Source organism: Microlunatus phosphovorus NM-1, assembly GCF_000270245.1.
GTDB lineage: Bacteria > Actinomycetota > Actinomycetes > Propionibacteriales > Propionibacteriaceae > Microlunatus > Microlunatus phosphovorus.
This window is the reverse complement of the sequence record NC_015635.1, coordinates 5,201,077-5,216,940: the sequence shown is the minus strand read 5'-3', so window position 1 is coordinate 5,216,940 and position 15,864 is coordinate 5,201,077. Positions and strand designations below refer to the sequence as shown.

Sequence of the window (15,864 nt, the reverse complement as noted above, 5' to 3'; positions counted from 1 at the left end):
GGGGCCACGGACGATCGTCGCTTGAGCGAAAGGCCGGTCCGTTTCGCGCCCGCGGGCCATACAGGACCACCCGCGGGCCCCGGGCGGGACGTTTAGCACCCGCGGGCCACAGGAGGCACTCGTGACCACCGTGGCGGACGCTCGCTTGATTCCATGGTAATCATGTGGGAATACTGAGAGAATGGCCAAGAGCCCACAAGGCCCGCTGCCGGCTGATCCCGAGCACCCCAAGGGATCGCTGAAAAGGGTCATTACCTCGTCGGCCCTCGGTCAGTTCGTCGAGTGGTACGACTTCGTCATCTACGCCTACTCGGCCGCGATCCTCGCGAAGCTGTTCTTCCCCAAGGAGGACCCGGTCGCGGGGACGCTGTTCGTCTTCGCCGGCTACGCGGTCGGCTTCTTGATGCGTCCGCTCGGCGGCATCGTCTTCGGTCTGCTCGGCGACCGGATCGGCCGGCGTACGGTGCTGGTGATCGTGATCGTCGCGATGGGTGCGGGCACGATGGGCATCGGGCTGCTGCCCACCTATCAATCGGTCGGGGTGCTCGCCCCGGTCCTGCTCGTGGTCTGCCGGATGGTGCAGGGCTTCTCGGCCGCCGGCGAGACCGTCGGATCCAACGCGTTCGTGGCCGAGCACGCGCCGGCCGGCAAACGTGGTCTCTACACCTCGTTCACCTACAGCTTCTCCACTCTTCCCTCGGTGGTGGCGTCCCTCTTCGTCCTGCTGTTGACCACCGGTCTCGGCCCGGAGACGTACGAGGCCTGGGGCTGGCGGATCGCGTTCCTGATCGGTGGCCCGATGGCGCTCGTCGGGCTCTACATCCGTTCCAGAGTTGACGAATCTCCCGTGTACGAGGCGGCCAAGGCAGCCAAGGCGACCGCCGAGGCCAAGCACGTCACCATCGAGAAGACCTCCGTTCGGCAAGCGGTCATCCAGACCCTCGCGCTTGCGGCGCTGTCCAGCCTCGCCTTCTACACCATCAGCGGCTACATGGTCAGCTACCTCACCACCGGTGCGAAGCTGCCGCAGAGCCAAGCCCTGCTCACCAACGGCATCGCCTTGCTGGTTGCGGTCACCTGCTTCTGGCTCGGTGGCGCCCTTTCCGACCGATTCGGGCGCAAGCCGATCCTGTTCTCCGCGATCGGCGCCACGATCGTGCTGTACCTGCCGGCCTTCTGGCTCGCCGGTCTGGGTCACATGTGGTCGGCGCTCATCGGCCAGCTGATCATCGCGATCATCTTCGGGCTCTACTGGGGCGCGTTCGGCATCACCGTGATCGAGCTGTTCCCCACGCGGAACCGGGTCAGCGGCGCGATGATCAGTTACAACATCGCCTACACCGTCTTCGGCGGCACGGCGCCGCTGCTGGCCACCTGGCTGATCGCTCGGACCGGGGTGCTGGTCGCGCCCGGTATCTACATGATGGTGGTCGCGATCATCGTGTTCATCCTGGTACGCAACCTGCCGGAGACCTCGCGGAGCAACCTGCTGCACTCCGATGATCGGGCACCCGTCTCGTCCGGTGCCGCCGGTGCAACGGAATAGCCATTTGCCCCGCCGCAGGCGGCAGCTGGTGCGAAGGGCAACGAATCCGTACGGATTCGATCGGCAGAATCGGCAGAATCGGCCACAACCCAGCGCAGACGTAGTATTCTTTCGACCGCAGGTGAATCACCTGTATGCCCTCGGGGGGCCCCAATGTCGCTTCTTTAGAGTTACATGGGTGTAGTCTCTGTTTGTGGCTGGTGTGACGCGTGAGGTGAGGTCGGCGGAGGAGCGGTTGCCTGATCGGGTCTCGATCGGGGTGCTGGCACGGTCGTTCCCGGCGGCGGTGCTGGATGAGGTGATCGAGGCGGCAGGGGTGCGGGAGGTCCGGTATCGGCGGCTGCCGGCTCGGTTGATGATGGTATTCACGCTGGCGTGCTGGCTGTTCATGCGGTCGGGGTACGGGTTGGTGCTGTCGAGGCTGGCCGATGCGCAGGCGTTGACGGGTGGCGGCTGGGGAGACTGGCAGGCTCCGGGAACGGGATCGATCACGAAGGCGAAGGCGAAGCTGGGCGCGGAGCCGTTCAAGCTGTTGTTTGCGCGGACGACGGTGCCGGCGGGGACGCCTGTGACGCCCGGGGTCTTTCATGCCGGGCTGCGGGTGGTGACGGTCGACGGGTTCACCCTGGATGTGCCGGACACGGCGGCGAACGAGGGGTTCTTCGGCCGTGGTGGCAACGGCAGCAGGTCGCAGAATCCGTATCCGCAGCTGCGGGCGCTGGTGCTGGCCGAGTCCGGAACCCGGGTGCTGCTGGCCGCCGCCCATGGGCCGTCCAGCACCGGCGAGCAGACCCTGGCCGTCGATCTGCTGCCCGCGCTCGACAGCGGGATGCTGGTGCTGGCCGACCGGAACTTCGCCTCCTGGAAGCTGTGGCAGGCGGCCGCCGGGACCGGCGCGCAGCTGTGCTGGCGGATGTCGGCATCGTTCACTCTGCCAGTGCGGCAGGTGCTGGACGACGGCACCTACCTGTCCCAGCTGAACCCGCCCTCCAAGAAGGACGGCGACCCGATCCCGGTCCGGGTGGTCGAGTACTCGGTGACCACCACCGACACCCACGGGGTCGAGACCTCCGAACTGTTCGCGCTGGCCACCACCCTGCTCGACGCGCAGGCGTACCCGGCGATCGAGCTGGCCCAGCTCTACCACGCCCGCTGGCAGGCCGAGACCGGTATCGCCGACCTGAAGACCACCATCCGCGGCGGCCCCGAAGTGCTGCTCCGCTCCAAGACCCCCATCATGGTCGAGCAAGAATTCTGGGCCATGCTGTGCGTCTACCAGGCGATCCGCGACCTGATCGGCTACGCCACACCCGCCGGGCTCGACCCCGGCCGGATCAGCTTCAAACGCGCCTTCCAAGCCGCCCAGGACTCCACGACCCGGGCGGCTCTCTCCCCCCAGCCGACCTGACCCGCGCCCTGGCCCACCTCGCCACGCAACTGACCAAACCCGCCAACCTGATCCCCACCCGCGACGGCCGCACCGCACCCCGCGCCCGTAAACGCGGCGGCTCCCACCGCTACGAACGCCGCAAGAGCAACGCCGCACCAGTCCGCACCGTCACCCACACCATCGTCCTCCACCCCCTCAAACCACCCCAACCCTAAAAGAAGCGACATTGCGGGGGGCCCAGGCACTTTGGCATCCCCACCAACGGAGCATCGTTGAGCAAGTTGAGCAATCCGCATCGTCCTCGGCATCTGCGCGAGGTCTCGGAACACTTTCAAGGACCCGACCTTCCCCGCAACCGGTATGGCTATTCGGCCGACCAGGTCTGGGCCATCAAATGGGCGATGCTCGCTGCCTTCCTCGGCGGAGCGATGATCGGTGCCGTGATCATGGCTCTCGTGCTGCTGCTGACGTTTTGACACCAGCCACCGGCAGCCTGCCAACAGCTACCTGACTGAGTAGGGTCAGGGGTTAGCGTCGACGAACGTCAACGCCACGAATCCGATCGTGGTGCAGTCGGGCGCGGTAGGGAGCGGGACGGTTGACCCAGACTCAGAGAAGCCGGACACTCAGCCATTTGGCGGCACTGGAGTCGGAGAGCATCCACATCATCCGTGAAGTGGCGGCGGAGATGCAGCGCCCGTGCCTGCTCTTCTCGGGCGGCAAGGACTCCGCGGTGCTGCTCCACCTGGCGGCGAGCGCATTCACTCCTGCGCGGCTGCCGTTCCCGGTGATGCACGTTGACACCGGCCTCAACTTCCCCGAGGTGCTGGAGTTCCGGGACAAGTGGGTCGCCGAGATCGACGCGGAGCTGATCGTGGCCAGCGTGCCGGAGGCGATCGAGCAAGGCCTGGTACGCGAGGAGCCGAACGGATCCCGCAACCGGATCCAGACTCCGGTGCTGCTGGAGGCGGCCGAGCGCCACGGCTTCGACGCGCTGTTCGGCGGAGCGCGCCGGGATGAGGAGAAGGCTCGGGCGAAGGAGCGGATCTTCTCCTTCCGGGACGACTTCGGCCAGTGGGATCCGAAGAACCAGCGTCCGGAGCTGTGGAATCTCTACAACGGGCGGGTCTTTCCCGGCGAGAGCATGCGGGTGTTCCCGCTGTCGAATTGGACCGAGCTGGACGTCTGGCGCTTCATCGCGCACCGGAACATTCCCTTGCCGGAGCTCTATTTCGCCGCTGAGCGAGAGGTGGTTGACCGCGACGGGATGCTGTTCGCGGTCAACCAGTTCACCCCTGCCGGGGCACGCGACACGGTGCTCCGCCGGCCCGTCCGCTACCGGACGATCGGCGACGCGAACCTGACCGCCTGCGTACCCTCGTCCGCCGCCACGATCGAGGAGGTCCTGGCCGAGGTCGAGACCACCCGACTCACCGAACGCGGCGCCACCCGCGGTGACGACCGGGTCAGCGACACCGCCATGGAGGACCGCAAGAAGGAGGGCTACTTTTGAGCACCGCCGAGCTCATCCGCATCGCGACCGCCGGCTCCGTCGACGACGGGAAGAGCACCCTCATCGGCAGGCTGCTCTACGACTCGAAGTCGCTGTTCACCGACCAGCTGGAGGCGGTCAGCGCGACCAGCCGACGCCGGGGTGACGACTACACCGACCTCTCGCTGCTGACCGACGGGTTGCGGGCCGAGCGGGAACAAGGCATCACCATCGACGTCGCCTACCGCTATTTCGCCACGCCGCGGCGGAAGTTCATCCTGGCCGACACACCCGGGCATGTTCAGTACACCCGCAACATGGTGACCGGCGCATCGACCGCAGACATCGCTCTGATCGTCGTCGATGCCCGGCGTGGCATCACCGAGCAGAGCCGACGGCATGCGTTCATCGCCTCGCTGCTCGGTGTTCCCCATCTGGTGCTCTGCGTGAACAAGATGGACCTCGTCGACTGGTCGGAGGACGCGTACGAGCAGATCCGCGACGAGTTCACCGAATTCGCGGCGCGACTGCGGATCCGCCACCTCACGTTCATCCCGATCTCCGCGTTGCTGGGAGACAATGTCGTCACCTCCAGCAGCAACATGCCCTGGTATGCCGGCGGGCCGCTGCTGAACCTGCTGGAGACCATGTATGTCGCCAGCGATCGCAATCTCGTGGACGTCCGCTTTCCGGTCCAGTACGTGATCCGGCCACAGTCCGCGCGGGCCCGGGACTACCGCGGGTACGCCGGCGTCGTGGCCAGCGGCATCATGCGCCCGGGTGATCCGGTATTGGCCCTGCCGAGTGGTTTCACCAGCACCATCGGCGCCATCGACTCACCCGATGGCCCGATCGAGGAGGCGCTGCCGCAGATGGCGGTGACCATTCGGCTCGACGACGACATCGACATCAGCCGGGGCGACATGCTCTGTCGACCACACAACTCCCCGGAGGTCCGGCAGAACATCGACGCCAAGATCTGCTGGCTGGACGAGTCGAGCGTCCTGCGGCCCCGCCGCAAGTACGGCATCAAGCACACCACCCGTTGGGGACGAGCCATGGTGCAGTCGGTGGACTACCGGATCGACGTCAACACCATGCACCGGGACGTCGATGCCGGTCAGCTGGGTCTCAACGAGATCGGCCGCGTCCAGCTGCGGACCACGCTGCCACTGTTCTGCGACCCGTACGCGGCCAATCGTGCGACCGGATCGTTCATCCTCGTCGACGAGTCGACCAACCGTACGGTCGGGGCCGGCGTGATCGACGCCCACTGACTACCACGGAATCAAGTTGAATCAGCGGCTGGTGTGCACGTCACGAACCCGGTTTCGTGAAGATCGACACAACGGTCCGCAGGATGATCTTGATATCGAGCCAAAGAGTCCAGTTCTCGATGTAGAAGTTGTCGAAGCGCGCACGCTGGTCGATCGAGGTGTTGCCGCGCAGACCATGAATTTGCGCCCAGCCCGTGAGTCCGCATTGCACCCGGTGCCGATCAGCATAGCCGGTGTAGAGCTGCCCGAACTGCGCAACAAAATGTGGGCGCTCTGGCCGAGGACCGACGAGGCTCATGTCGCCACGCAGGATGTTGAACAGCTGTGGCAACTCATCCAACGACGTCTTGCGGATGATTCGACCGATTGGGCCCAATCGGTCGTCGTCGGAGATGTTCCAGTTCGTCTGAGACTCAATCTCGTCGGCCGGCTTCAACGATCGGAACTTCATCAACTCGAAGGAGGTGCCATTCCGACCGACTCGCTGCTGGCGGAAGATCACTCCTTTGCCAGTCTCCAGACGAACAGCCAGCGCAACGATAGCAAGTAGCGGCGAGAGCAGCACGAGCGCCACAGCCGAGAACGCGACGTCGAACATTCGCTTCACACGCCACGATGGGCTTCGGTAGGCGGAGCGCCGGAGACGCACGAGAGGAACGTCACCGATTGCATCCATGCCATCCGCGACGTGGGTAATTTCGTGCAACCGTGGCAGCACGAACACCTCACACCGCTGACGCTGGCACTTGCGTACCAGACTGACCACATCGGCATCGCCCAACCCGCCATCAGCAAGAACAAGAGCGCGCGCCTGTGAGTCGACGAGGATCTCGCTCAAATCGGTGGGCTCGCCGAGCATCGGGATCGACGGTGCCTCCAGATCGAGTGACAGCATGTCTACGAATCCCACTGCCCGCAGGCCGGTCTCGGGATGATCACGCAACGCGTCTACAATGAGTTGAGCTCGTGCACCCGAGCCGACCAGGACGGTGGGATGGGTGACGACGCCCTTCGTCCGGAGGTGACGGACCAAGCCGTAAAGCACCGTTCGCATCAGGATCATCGCTACCAGCACACTGAACACCAGCTTCAGTTGCCTGGATCCGCTGAACATCTCTGAGGTCACTACGAAAATGGCAGAACCGACGAGCCAGAGCCTGATGATCCTCGGTAGGTCGTCGAGCACCGACAGCGCCAGCCGTGAGCGGTTCATCCCGCCCAATGCGAACAACCCGGCCATTATCAGCGCGGTACCCGTCGAGGACGCGACGCTTGCGTGCATGACGAGCGCTGTTGCGACGCAGGCAACAATGTCGCCGGTCAGGAACAGCGGCCGCACTCCGTCGCGCAGCAACGGCGCGAAGCGTCCGCCTGGGCGCCCAGGCTCGTTCGGCCGACCAAGTGAGCGACGGGCAGCGTCATCAGGTTTGAGCGCAGTTCCGCTTGGCTTGGACGGCGTCACCGTCCAGGACGGGTGATACGAATCTCTGATGACGGTCATTGCTGTGGGATCCCCCGATTCCTCAGCGTGGCACGGAACTGGTGGTGTGAGCTGTGTCCAATCCAGGAGCACGTGCGGGTGCGGGCATCGCCCGACTCGACCAATTCAGAACACGCCGGGCGCGGTGGATTCCACAAACCGGAAATCAAGGACGTTCGCTTCGCCGCAGACAGCGGCAGGCGTGACGCCAAGGCGCCCGCAGTGCATAGCCCGACGATCCTTGATCCGCCAACGACTGAGTCGTGGGTTGTGGTCACCGATCCCCCCGAATCGAACACACCGTTGCCGCTGAGCGCGGTTCGCGCTCCCCCCGAGCGTCAACACAGCCAGGCTACGGCATGGCGAGCTCAGTCGCTGCCGTTTCGACGGTCTGCCACCACGAGTTCGGCGGTGCCCGGAAACCCGCTGACCAGGTAATTCCTTTACACACAAGAACTTCGGGCGACTTCCGGCTTAACCAGCGGCCGCGTCTCGACATCAGTCATCATCTCACCTCGTGGAACGACCACTCTTCACCTTCGGTGAGGTAACCGCTGCCGGCCGGCGCACCACCACCCTCCTTTCGAAGCCGACCAGACCTGGGCGCCTCGTGAGCACGCCAAGCCTTCACGCACCAACTAACTATCGCTGCCAGGCACGCACATAGTCGACGTGATGCTTGCCCTTCGCCTTGGGTGACGGCGGCCTCTTGGAGTAGACGAAGTTCGAGATCACGATGTTGGTCGGTCCGGTCGACGTGCTCAAGGTCGAACATACCTGCTTGCCATCAACATAAAAGACCGTGCCGGTCGGCTTGATGTCGGCACCGTAGACATGAAAGGCCTTGCTCGGATTGAATTTGTGGTTCTTCACGGTGCACCCGGCAGCCCTGCCAGATTGCTGTGCCACATACAAGGCCTTGGGGTTGTCCGAGAAGAACTCGTATACATCAGTCTCGGTCCACCGGTTATTTGACGGCGTTTGCCAAGTCCAGAAACTCGGCCAAAACCCTCTCTTTGCTGGCAGCTTCGATCGAATCTCGATATAGCCGTACTGAAAGGAGAACGAAGGTGTGCTCGTCAACAAGCATGATGTCCACTTGTACTTGACGCCAGATGGTGATTTGATGTTCGTCCGCTTGGCGGTTTGGGTAAGAACCCCCTTCGACACCGAGCAGTTTGAATGCCGGTTCCATTCAAGCTGCTTGTTCTTCTTGTTGCCCCGACCGTGGTCGGACTGCGAAGAAGATCGATCAGTCCACTTCTTCCGGTTGACAGACTTGCCATTGAAATCGTCCGAGAAGACGAGCTTCCAGTTCCCAGTCGGCCCGAGTGGTTTTGGTACGGCAGCGGAAGCGTCAGGAGTTGGTGCACCGAGATCCGCCGGTGCTGCGATCAGAGTTCCCAGGATGACTGCGGCGAGCACAATCCAGCCGCCACGGCGCCAGGCGGGGCGTGACGAGGAATCTTCGTCAACGATCTCGCCGCGCTTCTTGCTTCTTTCGCGGGGTGCGCACAGCGATGATTCAATTTTTGAACGGGGGAACATTTGGGGGGCTCCGTCTTCGGGGGTGGGGGAGCCGACGCCGACGCAGATCCTCCGAAGCTACTTGATCCGAGTGACCCCCGCGGCTCGTCGCGTATGCGCTGGAGTGGATGCGTCAAGGTGTCGACCTTCGAAATATTAATCCCGGTCGCCCAGTCATGCAAGTCGTCAGCGGAGAGCACCAAATATCAGTGCCGGCATGGACAGGCAGACGCCCAGCCACCGGTGTCGCCTGCGGCGACTACAACCGGCTTGCGACCAGGCACGGCAGGTCGCCGATCGATCGTGGTGGGACGTCAGGGACGCACAACGATCCCGGCATCAGCCCTGCCTGCCCAGCTGGCACATCGGATGACCAGCCACGACCGCGCGGACCCGGATTGCAGCAGCACGACCTGGTTTCAAATATCTGCATCTGCCGGGCGCTTCGCAGGGCTGGTGAAGTCGTCCACCAAGGACCGCTCAAGTGGCGATCCATAAATCACGGCCGACCGCAACATGATACCCAAGAACACCGAATAGAGCATCGTCGTCGGCCCGGCCAGGTCGCCCCAAAGATTACTGATCGCATAGAAGGAGAATGCGCCAACGCAGACTAGCCGCAAGAAATTGTCCGTCAGATTCGTCTCAGGTTGGCGAAGTCTCGAAATATGCCGAATTCCTAAGACTGCAAGCAGCAGGAGATGACTGCCTAGTCCGAGAAGACCTTGCTCGCTGAGCAATAGCAGGTACTCATTATGGGGACTAAGAAGCTGGACCCGAACATAGCTGTCGGCACCGACTTGATCGCTCCCAGATGAGGTGCCCAGCGGCGCAAGACTGTCACGATAGGCTGGGAACTGCTTGAGCCCGACACCCACCACTGGAGAGGTTTGCCAAATTCTGGTTGCGGCGCGCCACAGATCGTAACGGTCCTGAACCGATCGGTCGGGAGCGGAACTCGAGTCTACGATCGAAGTGAATCGCTCCCCAACTGTCGAATCAAACGAGGCAACAAGCGGAGCTGCGAGGACCACGAGAACGGCGGCGATGACACCGATCTTCAACGCCCGCCGAAATCCTGCTGACAGCACCATCACCCCCGCCGCTGCCACGGCTGCCAATACAGCACCACGGCTCAAACTGAGCAGCAATGGCACAAAGAGAAGGGCGACACCTGCTATTGCATAGATCCTATGTTTCCGTCTGCCTTTCAGCGCCACCGCCAGTAGCACGATTTGACCGCAACTGACGACGATTCCGATCGCGATTTGGTCGCCGATACCGAACGTCCCAATCGCGCGGATGGTCTCTCCATCATAACCCGCGCCAGTCTTGGTCACAGCCTGATATGTGCCGATAATCCCCTCAACTGCTGCCAGGCCGACCACCGTACCCAGCAAGATCCTGACATCGGACCAGGTCCGGAGCACTAGAACGACCGCTACCGGAACCAGCAAGAACACCTGGGCATAGCGAATCACAGCCACCAGGCTGAGCACAGGGTCAGTCGAGAACAAAGTCGTGAAGCCAGCAGCACCGACCACCAAGACCGGACACAGCATGATTCTCGATCGCAAGACCTCGATGTTTCGGCCTCGCAAGACATCGATTGCGGCGACTCCGACCAAAGCCAGGGAGGCAAGGTCGGTGGGCGTGACATTCGCTAGTCGGACTGCGGTGCTCAACGAGTCATTCGGGTATGCCACCAATGCGACGACGATCACAGCCAGCAGGACCGGCCGACGAACTCGGGTGAACACGATTACGAGCCGGCTCTCAGTGCCATCACATGCGGGCTCGTGGCCTCAGGCCCTCCCGGGGCCTCCGCAGAATGAAGATCACCGCGCTGGCCAGGACACCAAGTGCCGCACCAGCGAGAACGTTCACCGGATAGTTGGGAAGAGTCGGGTCGAGAGGCATTGAAGCCGTTGCGAAGACTCGCGCGCTCACGGCGGTCTCTTTGCTGAAGTTGTTGACCTGGATCTCAGTGCAGCGAGCCAACTCATCGGAGAGCTTGGCTGCTTCCTCAGCCGTCCCGGCTCGGGCCACCAGATCCACCAACGGGGCATCAGGTGATGCGGTGACAGTGAGTCGTCCCTCCTCCGCGGCACGGATCAACGACGCGTCAGCACCCGCGGAGGCGAGAACACTGGTCTTGGTCGCCACCCGGGCTGTGGCCTGTGCTGCATTCGTCGCCGAGCCGTCGGATCCGCCAGAATTGGTGATCAAGATCACGTAGGAGTGCGCCGCGTAGGTTGTCGGCATCAGCGTGGCAACAAGAAGACCCACTGCCGCACCCAGGATCGGGAGCGCGACCAGAAGCAGGATGAACCGCCCCATGGATTTCCGAGTTGGGCGACCGGCGTCCGCATGTGGCTGACCCGGATTCGGTGAGGTCGTCGAACTGTCCTCATGCACTGTCACTTACTTCTTCCCTTCGGCTCCAAGAGTTCTGCATAGACGTGATCCACTCGGGATGCCACCTTTCGAATGTCATAGATGTTGAGTTCGTCCGCGAGCGGAAGCGAGCACGTCGTCTCCAACCCCTCCAACAGGCCGGCACGCACCCCTTCAACGCCTTCGGAAACCTTGATCACTCCAGGCAGCACACCGATGTCGTCGACAGCAGGGGCTCGCACGTACACTACCGGCCGGCCGGCCACGACAGCTTCGAGAACGGCAAGACCGAAAGTCTCTTGCGGCGATGTCGAAACCACCAGATCCACCGCTGCCAGCATCCTGCTCACGTCTGCCCGTGGGCCAAGGAAACTGACGTGGTCTTCGATGCGAAGCGAGGCAGCCAGGTCACGCAGACGCCGCTCCTCCGCGCCAGCGCCGATCAGCGCAAGCCGCAGCCTGGGACTCAGCAGCGGTGCCGCCGCCTCCAGCAACAGATCCCACCTTTTCTCCGGAGAGAGCCGACCAACACCAGCGATGACTCGTAAGCTATCGGCCCAGCCGAGCTCCTGGCGAACTTCCCCCCGGATACGGTCGGATGCTTGGGGACCAACGATCTCGATGCCGTTGGGAATGATCCGGAGTTTGCTGTCAGGCACCCCCCAATCGAGGAGTCTGGAGTGCACGTCTCTCGACACGGCAATCGTCGCCGCATTGAAAGGCTCGGTTGCCATATAGAGCGCACGTACGCCTTTCGTGGCCCGGCGTCCCTCGATGCGCCCGTCCAGCAATGAGTGCTCCGTGGTGACGACCGCTGGGACGTTCGCGAGCCGAGCCGCGAGACGTCCGTACAGCGTCGCCCGGTAGAGGTGCAGATGCACAACGTCCGGTCTCAGAGCCCGCAACCAGCGTGCCAGCCTGATGACGGCGAAGACGTCACGATTGCTCCTCATGTTGAGCGCATGCACGGGTGTTCCATCGTGTCGAATCGCATCGGCGATCTCATCGGCGTTCGTGAGAGCGATCACCTCCGCGTCTGTTCGGCTATTGCGCAGCAGAAGCTGGAGTTGGTTCTCGGCACCGCCGATGCGCAGGCCGGTGATGATGTGAACGACCTTCACAGCTCGCCGTGATTTCTGCGTTCGCGTAACCTGCGCAAGGCGATCTTGGCAAGCAATCGACTCGGCCCGTCTTCCTCACCCACGAAGAAGCGTGGAATAGCCCACTGATTTGCAGGCAGAGGCGACGAGACGGCACAAGCGTAGTCATAGTGACGCGTCACCTCTGAGAGCGCGTGGGCGGACACGGCACCATAGGGATAGCAGAATCCCTTCACCGAGTGGCCAGTGATGGTCTCGAGCATGCTCTTGCTTAGCTTGAGCTCCGTGTCCACCTCCTCATTGCAGATCTTGCTCATCGCTGTATGGCTGACTCCGTGCGAGCCGATCTCATGACCTGCCTGCTGCATGGCGCGGATATCTGAAGCGTCCATGAGCCGACGAACTGGCGGTGAGTCCCAGTCGTTGATTCCGCCAACGTGACCGGCCACGACGAACACTGTCGCGTTGAATCCGAATTCGTCGAGGATCGGCGCCGCGCGCTCGGCGAAGTCCGCGTAACCATCATCGAAGGTCAAGCCGACCAGCCGAGATTCGGCGTCGTGCTCAGCCAGCAGTTGCTCCATCGACACACCCCGATAGCCGAGTCGCTTCAGCGTTGCCATCTGTTGTCGGAGGCGGCGAGGCGTCACCTGAACCATCAATGGATCCAACTCTTCCGCAACCGCATGGTACATGAAGACTGGGCGAGTCCTCATCGCAGCCTCTTCATCTCGCGTGGATTCTTAACGAACCTGGTCAGGGCGCCAGCCAGATCACGCGCTTCTGGTATTCGCACGAGGATTGTAGCCGTGACGAACAATATGCTAGTTGATGCGCTTCCCAGTAGGAGCGCCGGAAGACCCGTGAGGCCGAGAACATCGGACAGCAGACGAGCAGCAAGTGCAGCTGTCACTGCCAACGGGGTGGCCAAGAGAAGCAAGCGGGTGAGACTTCGCGGCTGCCAACCGACACTTCGGGTGAGCCCGATGAGGACCACGATCGCGGCAACGGTGATGCCGCCGGCGTTGCCGATGCCCAGCGCCCGCACGCCGAGCGCCGGACTCAGCGCGACGTCCAAGACGATCGTCACCACCAAGCAGGCGCCGGCTGCGATAGCCGGCATCCACACCTGTCCCCGGTGCGCAAAGGCGACAAGAGTGCCGACGCTGACCAGGACTTGACCGAGTAGCCCAAAGCCGTACAGCGTCAACACACCAGACGTTGCCGCAGTGTCCGAGGCGTCGAAGGCACCCCGCTCGAACATGAATTGCACAGCTGGATAGGCAAACATGATCAGAAACATCATCGCCGGCAACGTCATGAGCACAACTAGCCGCAGCACTCGATCAGCTTGCGACGCCACTCCGGCAGAGGTGGCCGCGGCTCGCGCGAGGGACGGAAACGCCACTGTGGCAATCGGAAGCACAAGAAGCAAGGGGATTTGCCCGATTTTGCTCGCGTAGTTCATGTGCGAAATCGAGCCGGCGTCGAGTGTCGACCCGACGATACGCTCGACAAAAACCTGAGCCTGTCGGCCCAAAGTGTAGATCGCAATCGGTAGAAAAACCATCGAGGCAGTGAAGAACTTCCGACTCATCCGGCATTCAAGACCTTTTAGCGAGACCAGTCGTAAGAACTGTGGCAACTGGACAGCAACCATCATGACGCTACCGACAGCTAATCCGATCGCGGCACTCAAGACGCCTAGGCGGTCACGCAAGAGAAACATGCAACTCAGGATGCCGACGTTGTATGCGGCGTAGATGAGCGCCGGACGGACGAACGAGTCGTGTGCGCGTAGTGCTGCCACGAGATAGCCTGCAACGCCCATGAAGAAGATTGTCAGACATGCGTAGCGAAAACACTGGACGGCGAGTTCTGGGTCGCTCAATGCCGGCGCGAGCAACCTCACCAACACCGGCGCGCCGACTATGGTCAGCGCAGTCAGGATCAGCAACAACAGCAGGTAGGGGAGAAGAGTCAACCGCACCAGCCTGGTGATCGATCCCACGCGCACGATCTCTGCTACGAACAGTGGCACGAGGAGGAAGGTCATCGCACCTTCGAGTAACAATGGCGTGACGGTCTCCGGCACTGTCCATGCCACCAGAAATGCGTCTGTCGCTCCCGATGCGCCGAACAAGCCAGCGAGGCTGAGATCGCGCACGAGTCCTAGCAGCGAGCTCAGGACCGACAGCGCAGCAACGGCCGCCGCAGCTACTGCCAACCCTCTGTTCTCGGGAGGGACTTTTGCGCTGGGATCGCCGGATGATGCCTGTCCGTGCGGAACGTCGGCAGCCTCGTCGGCGCTCACCGGGCCAGATGAATCGGAGAGACCCGATGAGCGTCAGCGACGGCCTCCCAGACTTCCGTCAGCTTGTCGGCCAGTTGAGCTCGATCGTGGAACTCTTGAACGTGTTTGCGGCCACTGAGGCCCTCGGTGACACGTTCATGGGCATCTGTCTGGAGCCGCTCCACGATTGCGGCGGCAAGGATCTCCGGTTGATCTGCGGACACCGTTGCGCCAACGTTGAGAGGCAGCGTCTCGGCGTTGGGCGCGATGTCGCTTGCCACTATCGGGACAGCGCAAGACATGGCCTCCAAGATCACCAGTGCCTGGCCCTCCCAACGACTTGGCACGACCGCGAGGTCTGCGAGTTGAAACCAGCGTGCAGAGTGAGGAGATGCACCGGCGAACACGACATTCGCCACGCGCTGAGATTCGAGTTGATCCCGTTTGGGACCGTCGCCGACCAGCACGAGCTGGGCGGATGGCACCGCATCGAGGACCCTGGGCCACGCGGCCAGAAGAAGGTCTTGCCCCTTCTGTTCGCAAAGCCGTCCGACGCAGACTGCCAGCGAGGCATCGGGTGCAAAGCCCATCTCGGCTCGGAGCGCGGCTCGATCCGCGTTTCCGGGAAGCGGGTGGAACCGAGCGCTGTCAACCGAGTTGGGCACCATCGCGGTGGTTGCTTCGACACCGAACTGCGTCCCTGCAGCTTGCTCTGCTCGACTGACACAGACGGTCACGTCGGTCCAGCGCTGGGCCCAGCGTTCCCATCGAACCGCCAGGGCCTTCGACATCCCTCGGGATGCTTGGAATGACCAAGCGTGGGGCTGGAACACAGTCGGGCGTGAGCCACGGATGAGCAGGCGTCCCACTAGGCCGGCCTTGCTGCTGTGCAGATGGACGACGTCTGGAGAGGTGCGCTCGAGGATGCCTCGAAGTGCCCTCATCTCGGAGTGGACACCGCTCGCGGGACTTCGCTTGGCTTTCCAGGGTTCAACTCTCCCGCCACGCTCCACAGCCAACTCGGCAAGCCTGCTCTCGGGGTCGCATGCCACAGTGGGCTGCCAACCGCGCTCTACAGCCCACTCCACGTGGTTGGCGACGACATGAGCCACGCCGGCGTCGCCCGGCTGACTGACGAGTAGGATCTTTCGAGGCATCGATATAGCCTAACGGCCTAACCCACGGCAAGATCGCGATAGCAGAAGAACCTTCCGGCGGAGGCACTCGCAGCCGGGTGATGGAGGGATCTGTCCTGGCTCGGACTTTTCCTGAGTTTGGCTGACGAATCCGGGGCGTGGTTGGCAGAATGTAACGTGGCGGGCTCGGGACAGCTGTCGATCTCCGGGACGTTGCTGCTGGCGA

13 protein-coding genes are annotated in these 15,864 nt (G+C 62.8%); 5 read left to right on the top strand and 8 right to left on the bottom strand.

Annotated features, from left to right (window positions below; all coding sequences use genetic code 11):
- Positions 1-181: 181 nt before the first annotated feature.
- The 5 genes from MLP_RS23640 (at position 182) to MLP_RS23620 (ending at position 5,705) form a co-directional block, all read left to right on the top strand.
- Complete coding sequence (locus MLP_RS23640) at positions 182-1,546, top strand: MFS transporter (protein ID WP_013865750.1); 1,365 nt, start codon at positions 182-184, stop codon at positions 1,544-1,546.
- 193 nt (positions 1,547-1,739) lie between these two features.
- Positions 1,740-2,954: an IS4 family transposase gene (locus MLP_RS23635; RefSeq protein WP_013862764.1), complete on the top strand. Its 1,215-nt coding sequence runs from the start codon at positions 1,740-1,742 to the stop codon at positions 2,952-2,954.
- Between the two features lie 254 nt (positions 2,955-3,208).
- Positions 3,209-3,412, top strand: coding sequence for a hypothetical protein (locus MLP_RS23630; protein ID WP_013865749.1), 204 nt, complete (start codon positions 3,209-3,211; stop codon positions 3,410-3,412).
- 122 nt (positions 3,413-3,534) lie between these two features.
- A complete protein-coding gene (cysD, locus tag MLP_RS23625; RefSeq protein WP_013865748.1) occupies positions 3,535-4,449 on the top strand; it encodes a sulfate adenylyltransferase subunit CysD in 915 nt (304 codons plus the stop codon).
- Entirely contained in the window at positions 4,446-5,705 is a 1,260-nt protein-coding gene (locus MLP_RS23620) for a sulfate adenylyltransferase subunit 1 (protein WP_013865747.1), read from the top strand. The genes cysD and MLP_RS23620 overlap by 4 nt, the downstream gene beginning before the upstream one ends.
- 40 nt (positions 5,706-5,745) lie before the next feature.
- Here MLP_RS23620 and MLP_RS23615 read toward each other — a convergent pair whose 3' ends face one another.
- The 8 genes from MLP_RS23615 to MLP_RS29610 all read right to left on the bottom strand — a co-directional run bounded on the left by MLP_RS23615 (position 5,746) and on the right by MLP_RS29610 (position 15,659).
- On the bottom strand, positions 5,746-7,206 hold the full coding sequence (locus MLP_RS23615; RefSeq protein ID WP_013865746.1) for a sugar transferase: 1,461 nt from the start codon (positions 7,204-7,206) through the stop codon (positions 5,746-5,748).
- A 621-nt stretch (positions 7,207-7,827) separates the two neighbouring features.
- Positions 7,828-8,733 carry a glycoside hydrolase family 16 protein gene (locus MLP_RS27675; protein WP_083843934.1) on the bottom strand — a complete coding sequence of 302 codons (906 nt, stop codon included), beginning with the start codon at positions 8,731-8,733 and terminating at the stop codon, positions 7,828-7,830.
- Between the two features lie 398 nt (positions 8,734-9,131).
- Positions 9,132-10,397 carry an O-antigen ligase family protein gene (locus MLP_RS23605; protein ID WP_156821278.1) on the bottom strand — a complete coding sequence of 422 codons (1,266 nt, stop codon included), beginning with the start codon at positions 10,395-10,397 and terminating at the stop codon, positions 9,132-9,134.
- A 100-nt stretch (positions 10,398-10,497) separates the two neighbouring features.
- The gene (locus MLP_RS23600) at positions 10,498-11,052 is read right to left on the bottom strand and encodes a YveK family protein (RefSeq protein WP_013865742.1); all 555 of its coding nucleotides are present in this window, start codon (positions 11,050-11,052) and stop codon (positions 10,498-10,500) included.
- Positions 11,053-11,132: 80 nt separating this feature from the next.
- Positions 11,133-12,230, bottom strand: coding sequence for a glycosyltransferase (locus MLP_RS23595; protein ID WP_013865741.1), 1,098 nt, complete (start codon positions 12,228-12,230; stop codon positions 11,133-11,135).
- Positions 12,227-12,904 carry a polysaccharide deacetylase family protein gene (locus tag MLP_RS23590; RefSeq protein WP_197536468.1) on the bottom strand — a complete coding sequence of 226 codons (678 nt, stop codon included), beginning with the start codon at positions 12,902-12,904 and terminating at the stop codon, positions 12,227-12,229. The genes MLP_RS23595 and MLP_RS23590 overlap by 4 nt, the downstream gene beginning before the upstream one ends.
- Before the next feature lie 17 nt (positions 12,905-12,921).
- The gene (gene murJ, locus MLP_RS23585) at positions 12,922-14,523 is read right to left on the bottom strand and encodes a murein biosynthesis integral membrane protein MurJ (protein WP_013865739.1); all 1,602 of its coding nucleotides are present in this window, start codon (positions 14,521-14,523) and stop codon (positions 12,922-12,924) included.
- On the bottom strand, positions 14,520-15,659 hold the full coding sequence (locus tag MLP_RS29610) for a glycosyltransferase (RefSeq protein WP_013865738.1): 1,140 nt from the start codon (positions 15,657-15,659) through the stop codon (positions 14,520-14,522). The genes murJ and MLP_RS29610 overlap by 4 nt, the downstream gene beginning before the upstream one ends.
- Positions 15,660-15,864 lie beyond the last annotated feature (205 nt).